We start from the raw sequence: 20,605 nt of genomic DNA on the forward strand, positions 1-20,605 counted from the left end.
CACAGTATGCCAGTCATGCGTACCGAAGGCTGATAGATAAGAATGGTTTTACAGGCAGTATGAGTCGTAAGGGGAACTGCTGGGATAATGCTGTTGCTGAGAGTTTCTTCGGCACATTGAAGCAGGAGCGGGTACAGTGGTGTCATTATCAAACCCGGCAAGAAGCCATAGCGGATATACGGGAGTATATCGTAATGTATTACAACGAAAAGCGACTTCACTCATATCTGGGTTATATGAGCCCTAATGACTGTGAACGGGAATTTTATCGACTACAGGAAGTCGCTTAACTGGACTGGTAGTATTTGCTTGACCACGTCACTGTCACAGGATGAGCAAATGCAGCTATTTAAACATTTGAATACGCTAAAGCTGCTATAACGTTTTATCAAAGATGAACTCTAAAAATAGTTGGCTTCTAGCAATAGCATCTTAAAAAACCTCTGTCACTCCGGTAACAGAGGTTTTTTTATGTATTGAGATAACGACGGCAAAAAAGAGCACACGCGGCATATTTGACAAACTTACGAGGTGTAAAGCCACCCTACTCAGCCTTTAACAATCCAACATAGATATATCTGGAAGCTCTCTAAGAAAAAAAATGGTGGCTACAAAGCGTCGAAATAATGCGACTTAAATCAACAAACCCTATTTTTTGCTACCAAAGAGATAGCCGACCCTATCTATCGCCTGAGAATACTTATACGAATAACCTTAGCCCACCAAGGCAGGCTCCTCAGAGGCAATACCCCTAAGACTTATATCATTACCCACTTCAACAGATACGAAAGTATTTGGCTCATCAGGAATTAAAAACCTCTCTACTTAGCGCGACAGCTATAGAAAAATCATCACACACTCCATCAGCAATATCGCACAAATCGTCAAGCACTCTGCCATTATTCCCATACCACCTTCACTGCTAGCCTGTGCGCTCCAATAGACAGGTTTTAAAAGGATTTTATTGTGAATAGATTATTAACAGCCTCTGCCGTATTAACTCTGGCATTCACTAATATGACAGCTTACGCTGGTACAGCAGAGTTCAGCACTGATATCCCGGAAGCTTTGCAGCAAAGTATTAATAATCAACAGGAGGAAATGAAGCAAAATAGTCTTTCTTCTGAGCCTCACTCCATCACCGCCGAGCCCAATGTCTTCTCTGCACTTAGTACTGGGAACTGGTGGGATTCTGCTGCTGGTCCCGGCGTTTTACAATATCAATATGATCCACAGCCTAGTGGAGTTTTATCGGGATACGGTTCAGGCTTTATTACTAATATCAATTATCACTGGAGTGGAACTCTCAATGGGTGGAGCGATATTGAAGTCTATCTCTGTTTAATCAATGCAGGAGTTTGTGCCAATGTCAGCAGTACACCAACAGGAAGTATCTCTACATCTTACGGCACTTATTCAGGAAATGACTCTATACAGTTCTATTTTGTCGTAGATAGAGCACCTAAACTAAGAATCTATAATGGTCCATCGTTTAATTATGTGAGTGCTTCTGTTGAATACCAATAATCAGCACTTGCATGAAAGCATCTTGATCCTCCTCTTATCTGTCAATGGCCGATAAGGGGGAGACAAACCTATATTAAGCATTACTGAAAAGGTTATTTCCATGAAGATTATCGCAGCCATTCCCGCCCCGCCCGCTAGTAGCCCGATTAACACACCGTCAAAAACTGAAACATTGACTCAGACAACAGACAAAGACCAACCTTATTTTATGACAGGTCAGGAAGCTGTTGAACACTTCGCAAAACTGTTTGCCTACCCAGAATGGGAAGCTAAGGGATTAACACTGACTCAAGAAACCAAAGAAGCCATTCATAATACCTTCGTAGAAGCGGCATTAACCAACAACCCTTTTTCTGCTGCTGGTGTAGGCGTAAGTATTAATATTCACCAAATAGTCATGGACAACCAGGATGTCCCTAGCTGGTTTCTTAGTGAAAAAGAGATGGTAGGAGATTTGTACGGAGATCAACTTTTCCCTAATGGGGAGCATTATGCCTACAGCATTGGAGATCGAAAAATAGACTCAAGCCACATGTATCCCCCTCTAAATTTATCTTCTAAAGATGTTGATGAGCTACTTAAGCAATTATTTTCAAGAAACGGGCTAAGTACCAACGCCTAACCCGGCACAGCCCCATGCTTGCAACCCTTTAGGACTCAGCACTGTTAAGTAGATATCATTAAAAAGGAATAAAACCATGAAGATTGATTCTACAAACACTGCGTTACACACAAACGCAGTCAAATCGGTGAATAACACAGATAGGACAAACAGTGCCCAGGTAATAGATCAGAAAGGACCTCGCATGGTATCGGGACCTGAATTAGTCGATTACTTTGCTGACAAATTCGCCTTTCCTTCATGGTCAGACAAAGGGCTGAGTCTAAGTCAGGAAAGCAAGGAAGTGATTTTCCAGGCATTACAAGACTCCCTGCGTGAAGCTTATAGCAAAACCCATGGTGCAGGCGGCTTTGGTACCACCCTCAATATCCACCAGATAGTCATGGATAATCAGGAAGTGCCTGACTGGTTCGCGCAGGAAAAGCAAGTCATTGATCAGTCCTACGGCTCTGAATCGTTTCCCAATGGCGAATATTACAGCATTGATTACAAAGGTCTGGGACCAAAGAGCTATGAGAATATGGCTTATCTAGGATTTAATGAAAACATCAATCTGACCAGACACCTATTCGAGATAGGCGGAGTCAAGGCCAAAGTCTAAGCATCAGGCCCTGTAAACAGAACCGATTAAACCGGGTCTTTAACCCGGCTTTTTCATGTCCTATAAAAATATCTATACTCGATTAATACGCTCGAGCACCTCTTCCCGCAGACCGCGTGCTTCGGCATAACGTCGATTAAAGGCCTCAAAATAAACTTCCACAGCTTCAGCCGCTTGTGTTTCCCCGGCTTGTTTTAATAGCTCAACACCTACTTCAACGGTACACAAATGTTGTTCACTGGCAGGTTTACGCAGGGCATAACGGGTTAAGCGATCGGTTTTCAACGGTAACACTGGCAGATCAGCTAAATAAGGGCTTTTACGGAACATACGTCGTGCCTGACGCCAGGTACCATCCAGAATAATAAACACCGGGATCTTACTGCGGCTACTACTTTTATTATCCTGATCAGTCTTGCCAGCTTTATCACAACCATCGTGATACTCTCCCTGCAGCGTCATCACCTGATCAAACTGCACCACACGGTGAGCATAGTCTTCCATATCATCGGGAAAGATAATAAAGGGCTGATACTGATCATTTTGTAGCAAGGTCAGCAGCTGAGCATTAGGTTCAGTGCGATACCAGTAGAACACCTGGGTATCCGGCAAGCAGTCCGCCAACAAACGTCCGGTATTGGTCGGTTTATAGATCTCTTCCGGGTGCATGAGCAGCCAGATTTGTGCACGACAGGGCACATTCTCAGGGCGCAAATCACAGATACAGAAATCCTGTGCCATCAGGCAGCCAGAACAGCGGTTTACCCGTGAGCCTCGGGCTGCAAAAGGTTTACGAGGCATTTCAGGTGCCGGCGGCAGGGGCAGAGAGAAAGGTTTGGACATTGAATTGAATAGACCCGAGCTAATTGAGTGGCGAAGTTTACTGCAGCGACAGTAAACTTCACACCCCCTTACTTATCCACAGGGCTGTTTTTTAAGGCCCAATACAGGGGTGATCAGTAGCGTCTCAACCTCATTCGCAGGTAACGGGCGGCTAAAGTAATAACCCTGGAGCTCTTCACAGCCCTGAGACGCCAAGAAATATCTCTGATCAACCGTCTCAACCCCTTCTGCAATCACCTTTAGCTTCAGACCATGAGCCATAGAGATAATCGCCTGGGTAATCTCCGCGGTTTCACTATTTTCCGTCAGGTCACGCACAAAACTCTGATCAATCTTGATACGATCCAGAGAAAAATTCTGCAGATAACTTAACGAGGAATAACCGGTACCAAAATCATCAATGGCGATTTGAACACCCAAGCGTCTCAGTTGTAATAAGGTATCCCGAGTTGCTTCCATGTCATTTATCAACGCAGATTCCGTTATTTCCAGCTCTAGCTGATTCGATGGCAGACCTGTTTTCTGCAAGGTATCAATGACATGCTGAACCAGGTCACCTTCACCAAACTGAATTGCGGATACGTTAACTGCGATACGAATGTCCTGCTGCCGCTCTTCTCGCCATTGGGCCACCTGAGCACAGGCTTGGTATAAAACCCAATTACCAATCTCTATGATAAGGCCTGTCTTTTCAGCAATGGGAATAAAGTCTGCCGGAGAGATAAACCCCCGCTCAGGATGAATCCAGCGTAACAGCGCTTCCATCCCGATAATTTCACCACTTTCTGTCACGACTTGCGGCTGGTAGTAAACGTCTAATTGATTACTGGCCAGTGCGTTACGCAGGTCTCTTTCAAGCTCCGATGCTTGTACAATTTGGTCCTTCAGCTGCTCCGAGAAGAAATAAAGGTCACACTTTTTATCCTCTTTCGCTTTATGCATCGCGGTATAAGCGTTGTTGAGCAGTGCCGGAGCATCCTCACCATCACCAGGAAAAACACTCACACCAATACTGGGTGTTAGATAAAACGCGTCCTCACCCACACGATAGGCCTGTTGCAGCAAAGGCGTAATACGGCTGGCCATATGATGCACCTCCTGTTCACTCTTAATAGGGTTTAACAGGACTGCAAACTCCGCTCCTCCCAAACGAGCGACAGGGTGTTGAAACACGACCGCTTTCTGCAACTGCTGCGCCACCTTCAGTAGCACCTGATCACCGGCTTCCAACCCCAGTCGATCATTCACATTTTTGATACCGCCCAACTGAATCACCAGCAATGCCAGATGCCCGCTCTGTTGCTGCGCTTTTTCCATGCGTTGAGTGATCTCTTGCTGCAGCATTTTCTGATTAGGTAACTGCGTCAGATTGTCAAAGTGAGTTTCCTGATAGACCTGTTTATGCAGTACAGCCACCTGTTTTAACGAGTTTTGATAGCGCCAACCGCCCAGGGCTAACAACACCATTCCCTGAAGGAACAAGGCATTAGTCGGTGCAAACCAGTTTGATTGCCCAACAAACATCAGATAAGACAGAGCCACAGGCAGCACTAAGCCGAACAGGGCCACCACGGTATAAAAACGCGGGGGAAGAAAGATAATTAAAACGGCAAACACACCTGCCAAAAGCAAGTTGAACCCTAAGGCCTCGTTATCACTTGTAGCCTTAATCTGCTTCTGCTGGATCAGGGACTCAATAATATTGGCATTAAACTCAACCCCTGACATACGCTGTACCGGTGTCGATAGAATATCCCCCATCCCCACAGCCGTGGCACCAATCAGCACCGTTTTGTCTTTGAGCTGCTTAATCCCCACACGCCCCTGCAAGACATCAATATAGGCATAGTGCTTAAAGTGCCCCGATCCGCCCCAGTATGGAATCAGCATGGGATTTTTTCGTACCCAGCCCGTGCCCTGATCCTGACGCTCTATGTTATAACCGATATCACTGATTACGTTTTCAGCCGTCAGATAAGCCAAAGCCAATGAAAATGATGGCCAACGAGGTTCACCCAAACCTCCAAATTGATACAGGGTTCGCGCCAGGCCATCAGGGTCTAACCCGACGTCCACATGGCCCAAGCGTTGTGCCGCTATAGCTAAAACAGGAATAGGCAATAATTCCTGCATGGAGCGGCTCATGCCGAGACGTTCCGGTGCCAGGGCCAGAACAACACGGCCATTATCCTGAATCGCTTTCGCCAGACGACGATCTGCCTGTTCTGATTCCGGTTCAGAGAAAATAATATCAATCCCAACAGCTCTGACTTTAGCCTCAGTCAGGCGGTCAATCAGTTCAGCATGAACCGTACGACTCCAGGGCCAGCGCCCCAGATAAGACAAACTCTGGTCATCAATTCCGATCACTACCACCTGATTGGATACTGGCGTTTTATTCAGCATCATCCAGCTATCATAGAAAAACAGATCCATACGTTTGGTGAAAGGAGCCGTCAACCAAAGTATCAGCAAGAGCAAAGTTGCACCCAGCAACAAAATATTTTTTGTCATCCCTGACAGAGTCGGTCCCATCATAAAACAGCCAGTACCATCGCAAACCAACTAAAACCAGGCAGATACTTCAGGCTCTGACTTGGTGAAATAACATGAACCTCTCCCCATTTACCGTGAGTTTGCTGACTGGCAGAGGCAACTCTTAAGTAACGGGGTTTGTAATAACGCTTCAGCGTTAACTGGCCATGATTTTGACGACGATCAAGCAACAGCTGCTTAAACTCAGGGTCTTCAGCCACCTGAACCTGATAAGCCTCACCGGTCAGACTTGGCCAACTCAAGTGCACCTTCTGACGATCATGCAGCCAGTCATCTTGTAAAATAGAATGAGTTCGGGTAATCGACAAAGGAGTAATCTGACTGAATTCGCCCTGCTCACCATCAGCACTGATACTCGCAACCCGCCAGTAATAGTCACCATCCTGGTCGATTCTTAGATCACCATCATAGGCCTGTGGAAGATCCGTTTTATCCACAACCCGTTGTTTAAAGCCAGCGTCTTTAGCGATCTGCAAACGATAGCGGGCCGCTTGAGGTGCAATGGTCCAACGCAACTCAAAGTTATTACCTATCACACCACCCTGACCGCTATAACGAATAGGCACAGGCGGTAGCGGCGTCAGATTAATCGTCACAGGTTTTATCTGGCTATGCCCTTCAATGCCGATATCATCAATGCTGCGCAGACGGACAAAATACCCGCCATCGCTGAGTTCGGGAAAAAATAGTTCGCTGCCAGACTGAACCTTTTCCCAGATCAAAGTATTAAAGCTTTTATGTTCAGCGATCTGGAAACGATAAGCGGTAGAATCCGCATGCCCCTGCCAACGGAAGTTATGATTAATCTGAGTCAGTACTTCTGATAGCCTGGCGAGCTCAGGAGCCGGCAATAGCTCACGGGGTTTAATCGGTGCCTCGCCTTTTTTCACCTTGGTGCCAAAACCTTGCTCAACCAATTCAGTGACACTTTTGGCCTGTACTGCAACGCCTCCATGCAACACCTCAACCCGTGCCGCATCTTCCTGCTGTTGATAGGTTGTACGGAAGCTGGTGCCCCGCACAGCAGAGATCGCAGAAGGCGTATGAATCTCAAACCGGGCAGGCCCCGCCAATTGGCGCGTTACTTCTGTTTCAGCGGTGCCTTTCATCAAGCGTAAACGGGAATCCACCATTCCTGTCTCTTCATGGGCACTCATATGATCAAAGATCAATTCTGCATTTTGGGAGAGTGAGACCGTACTGTCATCGGCAAAACGTACAGCAACACTGCTGTTTTCACCAGTAGTGATCATATCACCTAACTGTAGCTGGTCCCCCAAATTCAAAGGGCGCGCAAGCGGCTCGTTGTTCTCTTCTGTTTTACTGCGTCGTAGCCAAACATCGCCCTTAACAGCAATAACCAGAGCAGAACTCGGTTGCTCTTTTAGCCAGGAAGCAGGTACACGGATTTTAGTGGTGGGTAAGATCAAATCAGGATTAGAAATATTATTCAGCACCTGAACCTGACGCCAGTCTATGTCGCTGCGTAAATACTTCTTACTAAATTCAGAAAGCGTATCGCCCTGAATAACCCCATAAATCCAATCTTTAGCCGCCCAGCTACTGTTTGAACCCACCAGCAAAAATGCAGCCAGAAACAAAGTCTGCTTTTTTAATCCCATCACTCGCTCCTAAACCCAACGATCTATGCACTCCGTAACCCTCTGACGCTCCTCAGATTAAAGGCAGGGATTGCATTTGATATATCCGATATTTTTACCCAGTCAGTTATAAGCATAGGTCAAACAATCCCTAGCTTATCAGACAAGAGATGGCTTTATTTTAAAGATTCATTAACGGTACAACTTAACTTCATTATTGAGAAATCAATTGATCCAGCTCTGACAAGTCTTCAATACCCTGTTGCAATAGATAATCAACCAATGCAGGCATAATTTCACCTGCAGGGTAACGCAGATAAAACGCGGGTACATCCGCTTCGGCTTTAGGGTCTACGACAATACGTGCCACATGGTAAGGGGCTGCACTGGCTAAAAAAGAGGCGGGCTGAACCTGCAACGAAGTCCCGACAACAATCACCAAATCCGCAGTCTGAGTAATCTCATGAGCAACAGGATACATAGGGACATCTTCACCAAACCAGACAATATGCGGACGGAGTTGCGATCCCTGCTCACACAGATCACCGGCATAAATATCCTGATCACCCAGCTCATATAACAAGTCTTCATTCTGACTGCTGCGAGCTTTAAAGATCTCACCATGCAGGTGCAAGACATCAGACGACCCACCTCTTTCATGCAGGTCATCAATATTCTGAGTGATAACGGTGACTTTGAATCTCTCTTCCAGAAGAGCCAGAGCTTTATGAGCTTCATTGGGTTCTGCCGCACGTATCTGCTGCCGTCTTTCATTATAAAAACGTAACACCAATTCCTGATCACGCGCCCAGGCACCTGGAGTAGCCACATCCTCAACACGATGGTTCTCCCACAAACCGTCAGAATCGCGAAAGGTTTTGATACCACTCTCGGCACTCACTCCGGCACCACTTAAGATGACGATATGCTGTTTCTGCTCACTCATACTATTCTCCAGTTATCCTATGGCTCAAATAGCCTGCATCCAGGCAAATACCTGCTGACCACTGCCCAAGTACTTACGCTCAAACGGTGTCATGACCGGCTCTGGAGTAATGGCAACAACCTGGTCAGCCACCAGCTTAAGTTGAGCGTCCAGTTCCACCTCCGGCAGATCAAACCAGTCCCTGTGATTCGCCAAAGAGAGCGCCTGGGCCATCTCCTGCACATAGATCTGCCAATTACTGCGACATTCAAAACGCCCTCCCAGCTTGGCAATAAAAGGCAGCATAGCGCCACCGTGCCAGCGCAGTTTAAATTGGCTCTTTTTTGGATAGGGGTTGGGATAAAGCAGATAATGCCGCTCCGGTTGCCAGCCCGCATTAACAGCCAAGCGCCAGAAGTCCAATAAATTCGCCCGCACCAGCAAGGCATTATCTGGTAACTCGCCCAGCTTACGGCTTAGACGATCTTCGGACTGATCGACACCAACCACCGCATAATCTGGAAACAGTTGCGCCAGATGGCGGGTACTCTCACCGACGCCACAACAGGAATCCAGTATCAGCGGTTTATCTTGTGCTTTTAGCCACTGCTGTGCTTGCTTAAAGGCCTGAACATTGTGTTCCTGATAGGGCTTTTGAAACGGTTGCTGCAGATGTTTATGCACCTGCTTGATCAGATCCTCATGGGGCCCAGTCTGAGTGGTTTCAATCTCGCGGGAGTTACCAAAGCTGACATTACCATGATCACGGTGTTGCATCAGGCGGCCTCACCCAGTTCAAAACGACGCAGCATCTGAATCTCATCAGCCCAGATTTCCGGCTCGATGGTTTCCAGCACTAAAGGGATACCATTAAAACGCTCGTCCTGCATCAGCCACTGGAAGCACTCCAAACCAATCTCTCCCTTGCCCAAACTGTGGTGGCGATCCAGGCGACTGTTTAATCCACCCTTAGAATCATTCAGATGCATACCAAACAGATGGTCAAAACCGACGGTGCTGGCAAAGTTGCCAAAGGTGTTATCACATGCCTCTGCCGTACGCAGATCATAACCTGCTGCAAACATATGGCAGGTATCCAGACACACGCCGACCCGGCTCTTATCTTCAACCTGCTCAATAATCGCCGCCAGCTGTTCAAAACTATGGCCCAGATTACTGCCCTGACCGGCGGTACATTCGATAACCGCAATGACATCCTGAGTCTGCCCTAACGCCCAATCAATCGATTCTGCGATCCGGGTCAGGCATGCCGCTTCATCAATTTTTTTCAGATGGCTTCCTGGATGAAAGTTCAGGTACTTCAGGCCCAGCAGCTCACAACGCTGCATCTCATCTAAAAAGGCATCGCGGGACTTTTGCAGATTTTCGGTTTCCGGGTGTCCCAGATTAATCAAATAGCTGTCGTGAGGCAGAATCTGATCGGCGCTATAGCCCAGCTTTTCACAGTTGGCCTTAAATTTACGCACAGTCAGGTCATCTAACGGTTTAGCCTGCCAGCGACGCTGGTTTTTGGTAAACAAAGCAAAAGCATTGGCACCGATCTCCTTGGCATTGATGGGGGCATTAAAGACGCCGCCGCTGGCGCTGACATGGGCACCGATGTATTTCATGTTTACTCTCCAGAGCTGCTTCAAACAGAAGGGTCAATTTGTCTTAAATTGTAACAAATAGCCGTAAAAAGCTCAGTAAGGCACCTGTTTTTTGCGGAAAGCGGCTCTCATATGAATAAGCACCCTCTTCCGATATTGACGATCTCTCGCAATACAAAGTGTAAAAAAACAAAACCACGGCCACATAATTACATAACAGAATAAAGCCAGATCGGCCTATATACGTTAAATACGCTATATAAAACAAAATTTCGTAATACGTAATATTTACAGCAAGATAAAAAACCAGGAAAAGAACTGGGCACACTAAAAAGACCTTTCGGATAAAGCCTTAAGAAAATCATTTATGTTCAAGGAAAATCCACTTAACGTTATAGCCTTCATAGCAGGGAGAAAAGTCATGCAATCGACTCAAGCCACTTTAATCAGCGCACAGGCTTTACAGCAGCGACTGACTCAAGATCAGAATCAAGCAGAAAAAATCCATATTCTGGATTGCCGCTTTGCCATGGCGGCTCAACCAATGCCGGATGCCGGTCAGAAAGCTTATCAAGCAGGTCATATCCCTGGGGCTGTGTATGCGGACCTTGATCGCCAACTGTCTGATCCCATTCGCTACGGTGTCACCGGCCGCCATCCGCTACCTTCCAGTGAGCGCTTGTTAGCGGCACTTAAACAGTGGGGCATCGACAGCGATCAGCCCGTAGTCGTGTACGACCAAAACAACAGTTCGATGGCTGCGGCCCGCGCCTGGTGGTTATTGCGTTTTGCCGGTCTGACTCAGGTACAGGTATTAGATGGCGGCCTGGATGCCTGGTTAAGTGCCGAAGGTGAGTTAAGCCAGGAAGTTCCAGAGATAGGGGAAGTGGGCGATTTTTCTCCGCAATGGCAGACGGAACGTTTGATCAATGCCGATGCGATTCTGCAACAGCAACCAAACCTGGTCGATGCCCGTGCCAGAGAGCGCTTTGCCGGTAAGATGGAGCCTATCGATCCTGTGGCCGGTCATATCCCAGGCGCTCAATGCCTGCCTTTTAATGAACTGGTCGACGCGCAAGGCTGTTTCTTACCGATCGAGGAACTCAAAGAGAAACTGACCCCATTTAACCAACCGGATTCCGTGGCTTATTGTGGCTCAGGTGTGACCGCTTGCCATCTGATCCTGGCCTGTGTCATTGCAGGTATAGAAGAACCCAAACTGTATGCAGGCTCCTGGAGTGAGTGGATCAAGGATATCAACCGGCCTATCGCACGCCTGTAATGCCATTACCGATAAGTTTCTTGATTTCAGAGTAGGTTGGATAAGCGAAGCGCCATCCGACACTGACTCCGATACCGGATGATTGTCGGAAGGCGCCTTGCGGCTTTTCCGACCTACAACAACTTATCTGGTTTGGTATAAGTTTTTGCAGTTAACCTTTAACACCGCAGAAAACAGATATTCAAAGCTGAAGCATAGTCAAGCGATAGAGTGACGCTCCAGCCTTTTTTATTATTGCTGCAGCGTTTTAAACAGCTCAACAAATTGCCCAGTGAGCTTATGCTTGGGTACATAGTGAATCAGTGGCGTATTCAGCTGATGAGACTCTCGCATCTTCACTGATGACATCAAATGTACCGGCAGTACCGGGTGACCATCATCAATCAACTCCTGCACCAGCATCTGCGGCAGCTTCGCCTGCGGCTGCATCTGATTCACCACAATCCCTTCAACGGACAGATCAGGATTATGGTCTTCACGCATCTCAGCGATAGAATCCAACAACTGAGTTAATGCCTGACGGGAAAAGGCATCACAATCAAACGGAATCAAGCAACGATCCGAGCCGATCAATGCCGAACGGGAAAAGAAGTTCAAGGCGGGCGGTGTATCAATAAAGATGCAGTCAAACTCGTTCAGCTGCTCCTGCAGCATCTCTTTTAGTTTGTAGATTTTATAGCGGGATTCCAGCTTGGCTTCCAGAGTTTCCAGCTCAGCATGGGCCGGTAGCACATACAGATGATCCCACTGAGTGGGCTGAATCAGCTGATCCATGGGTTTTCTTTGCGAGGAGATCGTCAGAGCCTGTTCAAAAAAATCAAATACAGTGTCATCCATCTCCTGCACTGGCCTGCCTAACAGGTAGTGACTGGAGTTCCCCTGAGGATCAAGATCAACCACCAGCGTTTTAAACGACTGACTGGCGCTGATCGCAGCCAGGTTACAGGTAATACTGGATTTACCGACGCCACCTTTCTGATTAAAAACCACTCGGATCATACTTTCCTCCTCAGTTTCCCTCTGTCTTTTTTCGCGGTGCAGCACAACCTCAGTGTATGCATTTTGAGGTTTAAGGTCGAGCCTACTAAAAGACTAATTCTGAGCCATGAAATGTAGATGACCGCCCCAGTCACGATCCGCAGAAAAAGTATCCATAAAATCCTGCATTCCCGCCCGGTCAGCCATAGCCGCTATCATTTGTAAGTGTTAAGATTCTTGGCTTATTTGGCATTGGGTCGTGCAAAACTCTTAGCCATTGCATAAAGATTTCATAGCAAGATATACATACCGAAACAAAAACCTGTCGCTACTCTCCATTATCGTGATCGGAAGGTAGTTATTTATAAAGCGCTTTTAGACACTGATACCAGGCGCTTACGTTAGGTGCTTTTTTGACGCACCTGATCAAACAGGTTGGGCTTTCGGTGCTTATGGTTGCGTCGCCGTTATGAGGAGTGGGGCTTGTCACAGTTACCGGTAATCATTGGTTTTGGTGGTGTAAATGCCGCAGGCCGTAGCTCAGGTTTTCAGAGCTTCCGCCGTACCGTTTTAAACAGCCTGACACAAGATCAGCAAATCGAAACACTTGTCAGCCTGGCCTGTATGATGGGGCTGCTGACCGAACAAGCTGGGCAATGGATAACTCAGGATGGTCAGACACTGGATGCAGCCGAAGCGGCTGAACAGGTGCGTCAACAGGTACTGGACAATAGCCTGATCAGAAAAACCCATGCGGATCTGTTTGACATCGAAGCCATCCCGGCTAATACCAAATTAAGTATCAATCCCGAGCAGGATGAGCTGCGTTTTGTCGTACGTCGTCGTCAGCTACCGGAAAGCATCCCGGATAACTGGACGCTGGTTGAGCAGGGCGGTGGTAAGGTTGAAATCACCATTACCGGTGGTTTTGAGGCTCTTGTACCAGACCAGCGGGAAGCTCTGGTGAAATGCTCCGGTCAGATACCGACAGGTTTTAACCCTGGCAGTTTCTACCGTTCTGTACACCATCCCCGCGGCCTGCAAATGGCTATCTTTGCCGCTTCCGATATGCTGGGCAGTACCGGTCTGGACTGGAAGCAGGTGCAATCCATGATCCGTCCGGATCAGGTTGCCGTTTATGCCGGTAACTCCATTGGTCAACTGGATCAGTTTGGCTGGGGCGGTCTGCTACAAAGCTTTGTCTCCGGTAAACGTGCGACCTCCAAGCAGATGCCACTGGGTTACGGCCAGATGCCTGCGGACTTTATTAACGCCTATGTCCTGGGCAGTGTTGGGGCAACAGCAGGCCACCTAGGTGCTTGTGCCAGCTTCCTGTACAACCTACAGGCAGCAGTGCAGGATATTCGCTCTGGCCGTCGCCGCTTAGCCGTCGTTGGCACCAGTGATGCACCGGTCACCCCTGAGATTATCGAAGGTTTCCGTGTAATGGGTGCGCTGGCAGACGATGCTAGCCTGATGGCCCTGGATGCACTGGAAAAACTAACCGATGCAGATTATCAGAAAGCCTGTCGCCCATTTGCCGAAAACTGCGGTTTTACCATGGCAGAGGGCGCGCAGTACCTGATGCTAACAGACGATAACCTGGCTCTGGAGTTAGGTGCCCAGATCTTTGGCTCCGTACCCGATGTTTTTGTGAATGCCGATGGCTTCAAGAAATCCATCAGTGCACCGGGGATTGGTAATTATGTCACTTTGGCTAAGGCTTCAGCTCTGGTGCGCTCTGTACTGGGCGAAGAGTCCCTACAACAACATAGCTACGTTCACGCCCACGGCACCAGCACACCAAAAAACCGGGTGACAGAATCTCATGTCCTGAACGAGGTGGCTAAGGCGTTTGGTATTCAGAATTGGCCTGTCGCGGCTATCAAGTGTTATGTCGGTCACTCTCAAGGTACCGCAGCCGGTGACCAAACCATCAGCGCACTGGGTACATGGGCACATGGCTTGATTCCGGGTATCGCAACCACTGAGCAGGTAGCAGATGATGTGCATCAAAGTAACCTGTTGTTTTCTCAACAGGATATTGATCTGAGCGAACGTCGTATGGATACTGCGCTGATCAACGCCAAAGGTTTTGGTGGCAATAATGCGACAGGTGCAGTCTTCTCGCCGGAAGTCACCCTGAAAATGCTGACGAAGAAACATGGCCCTGAAGCGATCAAAGCCTGGGAAGATAAGGTTCAGGTACAGAAAGAGCGTGCGGCTCAGTATCTGGCTAATGCCGACTCAGGCCGCTTTGAGTTGATTTATCACTTTGGTGACCAGCCCGTACTTGAGGGACCTGAACTAGAGATCTCTGCTCATGAAGTACGCATCCCTGGCTATGAGCAAACCGTGAGCCTGGATCTGGATAATCCTTTTCGGGATATGACCTAGCCCTGTATTCAGTAATCAGTCCCCTGAAAAAGCGACATAAAAAAACGCCGGAAGTCACCGGCGTTTTTTATCTTACTCTTTAGAAAAGCCTCTGCTGATAAGAAGACCTGGCATTATTACTGCACAGCATGGCTCTCGCGTAAAACAACGTTCTGCTCCACACCAAAAATTACGGCTTCAATCCGACGGTTAATACGATGGGCCTCTTCTGTCTCACTAAGATCCTTCGGACGACTCTCACCATAACCTTTAAAAGTAACCCTTTCTTTTGCAATACCAAACTCACTGACCAGAACACCCGCCACTTCTTTAGCACGACGCTCAGATAGCTGCAGATTGTACTCTTCAGTTGCAGGGGTAGATGTATGACCACCAATTTCTACATGGGTATCCGGGTGGTCATTCATAAAGTCTGCTACCTGTTTGATCTCATCCAGGTCAGATCTCTCGATAACAGAAGAGTCATTATCAAACTGGATTTCCAGCTCCATGGAAACGGCCAACTGCTCATACATATGACAGCCTATCTCATCAACTGCATACTCGGTTGGCGTACCAGGGCACTGGTCCAGGCGATCAGCTACACCATCCAGATCCAGATCGGATTCGGGTATCGAAATCACCTCCGGCTTTACTGCAGTATAGGGCTCAATAAAGCTATGCTCTGCACAACCAACAGTAGCCAGCATGGCAATAGACAGCGCAAACAGACGGCTTTTCTTCATTCATGACCCCTAACACATTGCAGTAAACGGATTGAAAAGTAAGGCAATTGCTTAAAAATAAAGTATCAGTGACCTATAAAAAAGCCACCTTACAGCATGCAAGGTGGCTTTTACTGACCCAGGCTTAACGCAACTGTTTACGCTGCTCTGTCGCGAAGAAACCAGCCTCAATACGGCGATTCATCTTCTCAGCCTCAGCTGTACCGCTGGTATCTTTCAGGCGTGTTTCTCCATAGCCTTTATGGTTAACACGGTCCGCAGCGATACCAAACTTATTCACCAGAATATCCGCTACAGCTTTAGCACGACGGGAAGACAGATCCAAATTGTAATCCGCTTTACCTCGGGCAGATGTGTGACCTGAGATCTCTACGCTGCCTTCAGCATAGTTTTTCATAAAGTCTGCTACGCGCTTAATCTCAGCAAAGTATTGCTCTTCGACTACAGCAGAGTCGTTGGCAAATGGAATTTCCAGTTCAATGGAAACACCTACACTTTTCAGTACAACACAGCCGTTGTTATCAACCGCGTACTTAGGATCTGAATCTGGACACAGATCCTCATCATCGATTACACCGTCATTATCACTGTCCATTGGCTCAGGTTGCGGTGCCAAAGCAGCCACTGGGGTAATTTCTGCCGCTGGAGCACTGGCTGCGAAATGGTAACGCAAACCTAATTTAGTGCCAAAATCGATAAAGGACTTATCCAGACCACCGTAAAGCGTACCTTCGGCAAATACCGACATGTGATCACTGATCATGGTATTTGCGCCGATACCCATACTCGCAGCAGTATGACCTTTACCTGCTGCCAGGTGTTTTAAGCCCATAATACCGTAGAAGGGACCGTGATCACTGAAACGATACAGCGCATCTACACCATAACGATCACCATCCACATCACTGCCGCCGATACCGTTGCCAAACTTCAGATTTGACCATTCAATACGCCCAGCCCAACGAGGGCCATAAAAATAACCGAACTCCAGACCCAGGGCCTTACCATCCTCATCAATAAAGTCATAGCGCTCTAAGTCATCTTTCTTGCTGTCAGGTAGGTTAACTTCTCCAAAACCACCCACAAAATAACCTGTTGGTACAGGCAGAGGGTTAGCCAGTGCTGCAGACGAAAGAGTCATCGCAGAAAGAAGCACTAATACGGGACGTTTCATATCAATTTCCTATTATGATCGGTGATCAGGTTTCCAGATTCTGACTAATTATAAGCCCTGTTACAGGACGTAAACAAATAAATGCCTGCTAATTGCCAAGAAAATCACACTCTGCATAAAGAAACATTATCGGGAAAACAGGAGGCCTGTAATTTGCTCTGTCAGAATTGACGTTAAGCGCTGTAATGCTAACTGCTCTGCCCGCTCGGGAAATCCTGAGACTCCTTTTGCCTGCTGCTCTATTGCCTTCACAATACGTTGCTGTTGATCCCGAATCTGGAGCTGAGCATAAGCCAGCACATAATGAACTCCCTCAACCTCTTTATCAGTAAGCTGTAAAGAGTAACTCAACATCAGGTCCGCTGAATTCCTATCCTTATCGACTAACACCAGCCCTAATCCAGATAGCCCTTCGCTTAGCCCTGTAGACAACAAACGTGCCTGTCGATCTTCTGGAACAAGGGCAATCTGTAGCGCTGAGATCAATTGATTCAGCTCATCCCGTAACTGCTTTAACTCTGCACTCAGTTGATAACGACTCAAACCGCTCTCGGCCAAAAAGCTCAACTGTTGCAGCAACTTATCCCGTTGAGCAAATAGCTCCAGCACAGGCAGTGCTTGCCTGACCCGCTGTAAGCGGCTGCCCTGTCGCGGTAAATTCGCCTCTTCCAGCTCCAGATCCAACACTGACAGACGCTCACTTAACTGTTGCTCCACAGCCCAACGGTTTAAATGCGCCGATACATAAAAGGTGCCACTATCCGGGTCTTGCCATTGAGCCTGCCAGCTAATTCCGGGCAACTCCACCTCTGGCACCCGGCTGCGTATTTTTTCGTTAATCTGCTCCACAAAACGACTGTTCTGGCCATTCTCCATTGTCAGTTCGCTATGACTGGCCAACTCGCTGCTAACGGCTACCTGAATCTGACGCACCAGATCAGCTCTGGCTCGCTCTCTGGCCAGTTCAATGGCTTCAGCTTCGCGACCAGACAGATCGGCACTACCAACACCGTATTCATAACCTGTACGTTCAGGGAGCTGCGTCACCCAAAGAGGTTGCTCATGCACCACACGCTCAGGGTGCATCGGATCTTTAATACTGCAGGCACTGAGCAGAAGCACCAGTGATAAGCCACAGGCGAAACAGATTGAACGGCTGCATCGAAGCAAACTGTTATTATTTTGCTGATTTATAGTCATCTTCTTATTTCCGTTAATACTGTACGACGGCACATTTTGCACAAAGACTCAGCGGGTCATCTTCTTTTTCATCTTTTTCTGGCCGTTCCACACTTCTCGATTGGTCGTCATATTGATCAGTTTCAAATCAACCTGATAAGTTTTGACCTTGGTTTTTCCCAACTGGTCGATAAATGCATTGATGGTGCCAGACAGCGCAAAATTAGCACCGACCTCCTGCCCCATCGCGGCCTGAGTTTCACTGGAAGCGTTAAGCTCCTGGTCTTTACGCTCTTCACGGATGAAATCCCGCTCATCACCACTGACGACAAAATCCACATCACCGGAGCGCAGCAAGGCACGCTTGATATCATTAACAAAGGTTTCGGTGGGGATATGCTCATCGGTTTTATTGCGAATAGACTGAATAATTACTGTGGGTTTACGGTCATCATCACTGTCTGTCTTATAGCGACTGATCCAGGGAAAAGTCAGCATATCCTGCATCATTTCCTGAGAAACCAAACGGGAATCTTCATCGTTCCAGCGGTCCGTCAGAGCGATCTCCTGATTCACATCAACACGCTCAACCCTAGGGTTATTGCTGCCACAGCCGACCAGCACCAGGCTTGATCCCAGTACCCATGGAGCGACCCAGCGGATCAGTTTATTCATATTGCTGACTCCTTTGCTTGTGCTTTTGATAGTTAGTCCTATGACTGACACGCAGCCTTAAAAACCTGTGGGGTTAAAGGTCCGTACATTCAAAATTGTTAATTCATCGGCCACCAATTTGACGGTGTATATCTGCTCAACTGGCAGTCCCGCTCTGCTTCCTGCGTCTCCTGTTTCAGACCACTCCGTATGAAGGCTCACTTTATACTCTCCCGGTGGCAGCTGTATGCGCTGCAGACGAATATGATGAGGCAAGAGTAACCAGCTGCGGGTATCAGCATTAGTCGTTGACGCAGTTAATAGCTTACTGCCCAAGCGGGCCCATTTACCCAGATCTTTTAGTGCCTCCTGCGCTGTACGATTACGCAGTGTTTCACGCGCCATGGCTGCATAGAGATCGCGACGCGCCTCAACCACCTGCTGCAATAAACCCAACATAGCGACGGAGTCGGCAGGCATTAAAGCCAAACTCTGTGCCTGAGTTTGCTTCTGATTTGATTCAAGGTGTTGAATATCCCGAGAGGATGGGCTCACGATTAGTTCAGATTTCTTTATCGGTTGCCCAGGCATAGGGAAGTAGGGGATAGCGACACGTATTCCAGGTTCTCCCAGGGTTTGATCAAGACCACTCTTTCCCACTGTCGACCATATAGGTTTCAACGTCGTCGACTGGCTGTTGTACAACACGCCTTCACTATCCAGAATAGAACCGTCATAAAAGTCCCGTACCAAATTGTAGAGTCCCTTATCAGCGTATAGCAGATAGAACCAGGCGGCTTGCTCTCTACGCTGCTTTCGGTTGCCCAAGGGTATCGGGCGCAGCACCAGACGTTGACTATTTTTATTGATCATCAGATGCATATTAAGTATCTGACGTTGTGGCGACAGATCCACATGCTGCAACACCAACAGTTCAGCCTGTCCTGGCTGGTAGTAACCTTCTTGCCGCAGCCCTTTTTCTTTAACCAGACGCCGCCAGGTTTGCTCATAACCACCCGCTTTTTGCATCATACGTACGGTATCCTGCCAGGCCTGATCTTCTATCTCTGAGCCCAGATTGTATTGCTCACGATATCCGGCTTCATATAACGTCGCGGCTCTTTGATAGCTGATACGAGCATTATCCAACTCACCATACTGCTCATACATGGCACCCATCACATAATGGGCAAAAGCCTGATCACGATAGATCAGTTGCTCCATATCCAGCACTTCGCCAGTCAGCTGATCAAACACATCCAGCAGTTGTTTAAACCACTGCTCATCATCGGTATAAGCCTCACGGTAACCCCCTACCTGCAGTACCTGTTCATCCAGTAACAGCTGTAAGCGCCTATTTTCCACTCGTGCACCATCCAAATAACGGTTCTGCTTTGCTCCCTTTGTTTGTTCCTGGGCCAACATCAGGTAATTCAGCATCTTGGTGTAATACAGGAAAACCCGCTCGTATATCTGCCCCTTATAGGTCGCATGTCCTGGATGCGTCATGGCCGTAATCAGCAAATCCTGCAGCTCCGTTTGATATTGGCGCTCAGCTATCTCGTGGGCTTGCTCTAATAACTGATTGCTGTCCTTATAACGCTGATCCAGATGAGCGATCATGCCCCTTTCGAGATAGTAGAGCAGTCGGTCCTGCCCCCAGGGGGACAGGGTTTCCTCTGCGACCTTGTCTGCTGCGCTGTAATTTTGCTGACGGGCGTCATCCAAGAAACTTTTTACGCTATCACCATAAGTACTGCAGCCAGAGATCTGGGCACCCAGCAGTAGTGTCAAGAGTACCGACAATTGTCGACTCTTAAACTGTTGTGTTACAGGCAGAGATACGCAGGCTAACTTGCGCCGGAAGAAAGTTGCGCTCAGTAGCATAAGCCGAGCGACAGTCGATGATAACAAGACTCCCTTCCTGAAGC

At 47.8% G+C, this 20,605-nt stretch carries 18 protein-coding genes; 6 read left to right on the plus strand and 12 right to left on the minus strand.

What is annotated here, in order from left to right:
* From H579_RS0109800 to H579_RS0109815, 4 genes are all read left to right on the plus strand, one after another.
* The coding region (locus H579_RS0109800; protein WP_028300530.1) for an IS3 family transposase at positions 1 to 290 on the plus strand (290 nt) is incomplete at its 5' end.
* A 676-nt stretch (positions 291 to 966) separates the two neighbouring features.
* Entirely contained in the window at positions 967 to 1,527 is a 561-nt protein-coding gene (locus H579_RS0109805; protein WP_028300531.1) for a hypothetical protein, read from the plus strand.
* A gap of 100 nt (positions 1,528 to 1,627) precedes the next feature.
* Positions 1,628 to 2,149: a hypothetical protein gene (locus tag H579_RS0109810; protein WP_028300532.1), complete on the plus strand. Its 522-nt coding sequence runs from the start codon at positions 1,628 to 1,630 to the stop codon at positions 2,147 to 2,149.
* A gap of 76 nt (positions 2,150 to 2,225) precedes the next feature.
* The gene (locus H579_RS0109815; protein ID WP_028300533.1) at positions 2,226 to 2,750 is read left to right on the plus strand and encodes a hypothetical protein; all 525 of its coding nucleotides are present in this window, start codon (positions 2,226 to 2,228) and stop codon (positions 2,748 to 2,750) included.
* A gap of 72 nt (positions 2,751 to 2,822) precedes the next feature.
* Here H579_RS0109815 and H579_RS25115 read toward each other — a convergent pair whose 3' ends face one another.
* The 6 genes from H579_RS25115 to nfo form a co-directional block, all read right to left on the minus strand.
* Entirely contained in the window at positions 2,823 to 3,551 is a 729-nt protein-coding gene (locus H579_RS25115; protein WP_245583245.1) for a tRNA-uridine aminocarboxypropyltransferase, read from the minus strand.
* Between the two features lie 114 nt (positions 3,552 to 3,665).
* The gene (locus H579_RS27820) at positions 3,666 to 6,107 is read right to left on the minus strand and encodes an EAL domain-containing protein (RefSeq protein WP_169449704.1); all 2,442 of its coding nucleotides are present in this window, start codon (positions 6,105 to 6,107) and stop codon (positions 3,666 to 3,668) included.
* Between the two features lie 20 nt (positions 6,108 to 6,127).
* A complete protein-coding gene (locus tag H579_RS0109830; RefSeq protein WP_028300534.1) occupies positions 6,128 to 7,771 on the minus strand; it encodes a FecR domain-containing protein in 1,644 nt (547 codons plus the stop codon).
* A 193-nt stretch (positions 7,772 to 7,964) separates the two neighbouring features.
* Positions 7,965 to 8,696, minus strand: a complete 732-nt coding sequence (locus tag H579_RS0109835) for an SIR2 family NAD-dependent protein deacylase (protein ID WP_028300535.1) — start codon at positions 8,694 to 8,696, stop codon at positions 7,965 to 7,967.
* Positions 8,697 to 8,720: 24 nt separating this feature from the next.
* Positions 8,721 to 9,452 carry a tRNA (guanine(46)-N(7))-methyltransferase TrmB gene (gene trmB, locus H579_RS0109840; protein ID WP_051227511.1) on the minus strand — a complete coding sequence of 244 codons (732 nt, stop codon included), beginning with the start codon at positions 9,450 to 9,452 and terminating at the stop codon, positions 8,721 to 8,723.
* Entirely contained in the window at positions 9,452 to 10,306 is an 855-nt protein-coding gene (nfo, locus tag H579_RS0109845) for a deoxyribonuclease IV (RefSeq protein ID WP_028300537.1), read from the minus strand. Before nfo ends, trmB begins: the two co-directional genes overlap by 1 nt.
* Before the next feature lie 400 nt (positions 10,307 to 10,706).
* Between nfo and H579_RS0109850 the strand changes: the two genes are divergently transcribed.
* Positions 10,707 to 11,567: a sulfurtransferase gene (locus H579_RS0109850; protein WP_036565981.1), complete on the plus strand. Its 861-nt coding sequence runs from the start codon at positions 10,707 to 10,709 to the stop codon at positions 11,565 to 11,567.
* Between the two features lie 231 nt (positions 11,568 to 11,798).
* Here H579_RS0109850 and H579_RS0109855 read toward each other — a convergent pair whose 3' ends face one another.
* A complete protein-coding gene (locus tag H579_RS0109855) occupies positions 11,799 to 12,566 on the minus strand; it encodes a ParA family protein (RefSeq protein ID WP_028300539.1) in 768 nt (255 codons plus the stop codon).
* Between the two features lie 462 nt (positions 12,567 to 13,028).
* Here H579_RS0109855 and H579_RS0109865 point away from each other — a divergent pair, with 462 nt between their 5' ends.
* Positions 13,029 to 14,942 (plus strand): beta-ketoacyl synthase, encoded by a 1,914-nt coding sequence (locus H579_RS0109865; RefSeq protein WP_036565982.1) that lies wholly within the window; start codon positions 13,029 to 13,031, stop codon positions 14,940 to 14,942.
* A gap of 116 nt (positions 14,943 to 15,058) precedes the next feature.
* Here H579_RS0109865 and H579_RS25125 read toward each other — a convergent pair whose 3' ends face one another.
* From H579_RS25125 to H579_RS0109890, 5 genes are all read right to left on the minus strand, one after another.
* Positions 15,059 to 15,667 (minus strand): OmpA family protein, encoded by a 609-nt coding sequence (locus tag H579_RS25125; RefSeq protein WP_051227512.1) that lies wholly within the window; start codon positions 15,665 to 15,667, stop codon positions 15,059 to 15,061.
* A gap of 124 nt (positions 15,668 to 15,791) precedes the next feature.
* Positions 15,792 to 16,841, minus strand: coding sequence for an OmpA family protein (locus H579_RS27825; RefSeq protein ID WP_028300541.1), 1,050 nt, complete (start codon positions 16,839 to 16,841; stop codon positions 15,792 to 15,794).
* Positions 16,842 to 16,967: 126 nt separating this feature from the next.
* Positions 16,968 to 18,041, minus strand: coding sequence for an LPP20 family lipoprotein (locus H579_RS0109880; protein WP_028300542.1), 1,074 nt, complete (start codon positions 18,039 to 18,041; stop codon positions 16,968 to 16,970).
* Positions 18,042 to 18,089: 48 nt separating this feature from the next.
* Positions 18,090 to 18,695: a penicillin-binding protein activator LpoB gene (locus H579_RS0109885; protein ID WP_036565983.1), complete on the minus strand. Its 606-nt coding sequence runs from the start codon at positions 18,693 to 18,695 to the stop codon at positions 18,090 to 18,092.
* A 57-nt stretch (positions 18,696 to 18,752) separates the two neighbouring features.
* Positions 18,753 to 20,480 carry a COG3014 family protein gene (locus H579_RS0109890; protein ID WP_028300544.1) on the minus strand — a complete coding sequence of 576 codons (1,728 nt, stop codon included), beginning with the start codon at positions 20,478 to 20,480 and terminating at the stop codon, positions 18,753 to 18,755.
* Between the last annotated feature and the right edge of the window lie 125 nt (positions 20,481 to 20,605).

Source organism: Oceanospirillum beijerinckii DSM 7166 (assembly GCF_000422425.1).
In the GTDB taxonomy this organism is placed as follows: domain Bacteria; phylum Pseudomonadota; class Gammaproteobacteria; order Pseudomonadales; family Halomonadaceae; genus Oceanospirillum; species Oceanospirillum beijerinckii.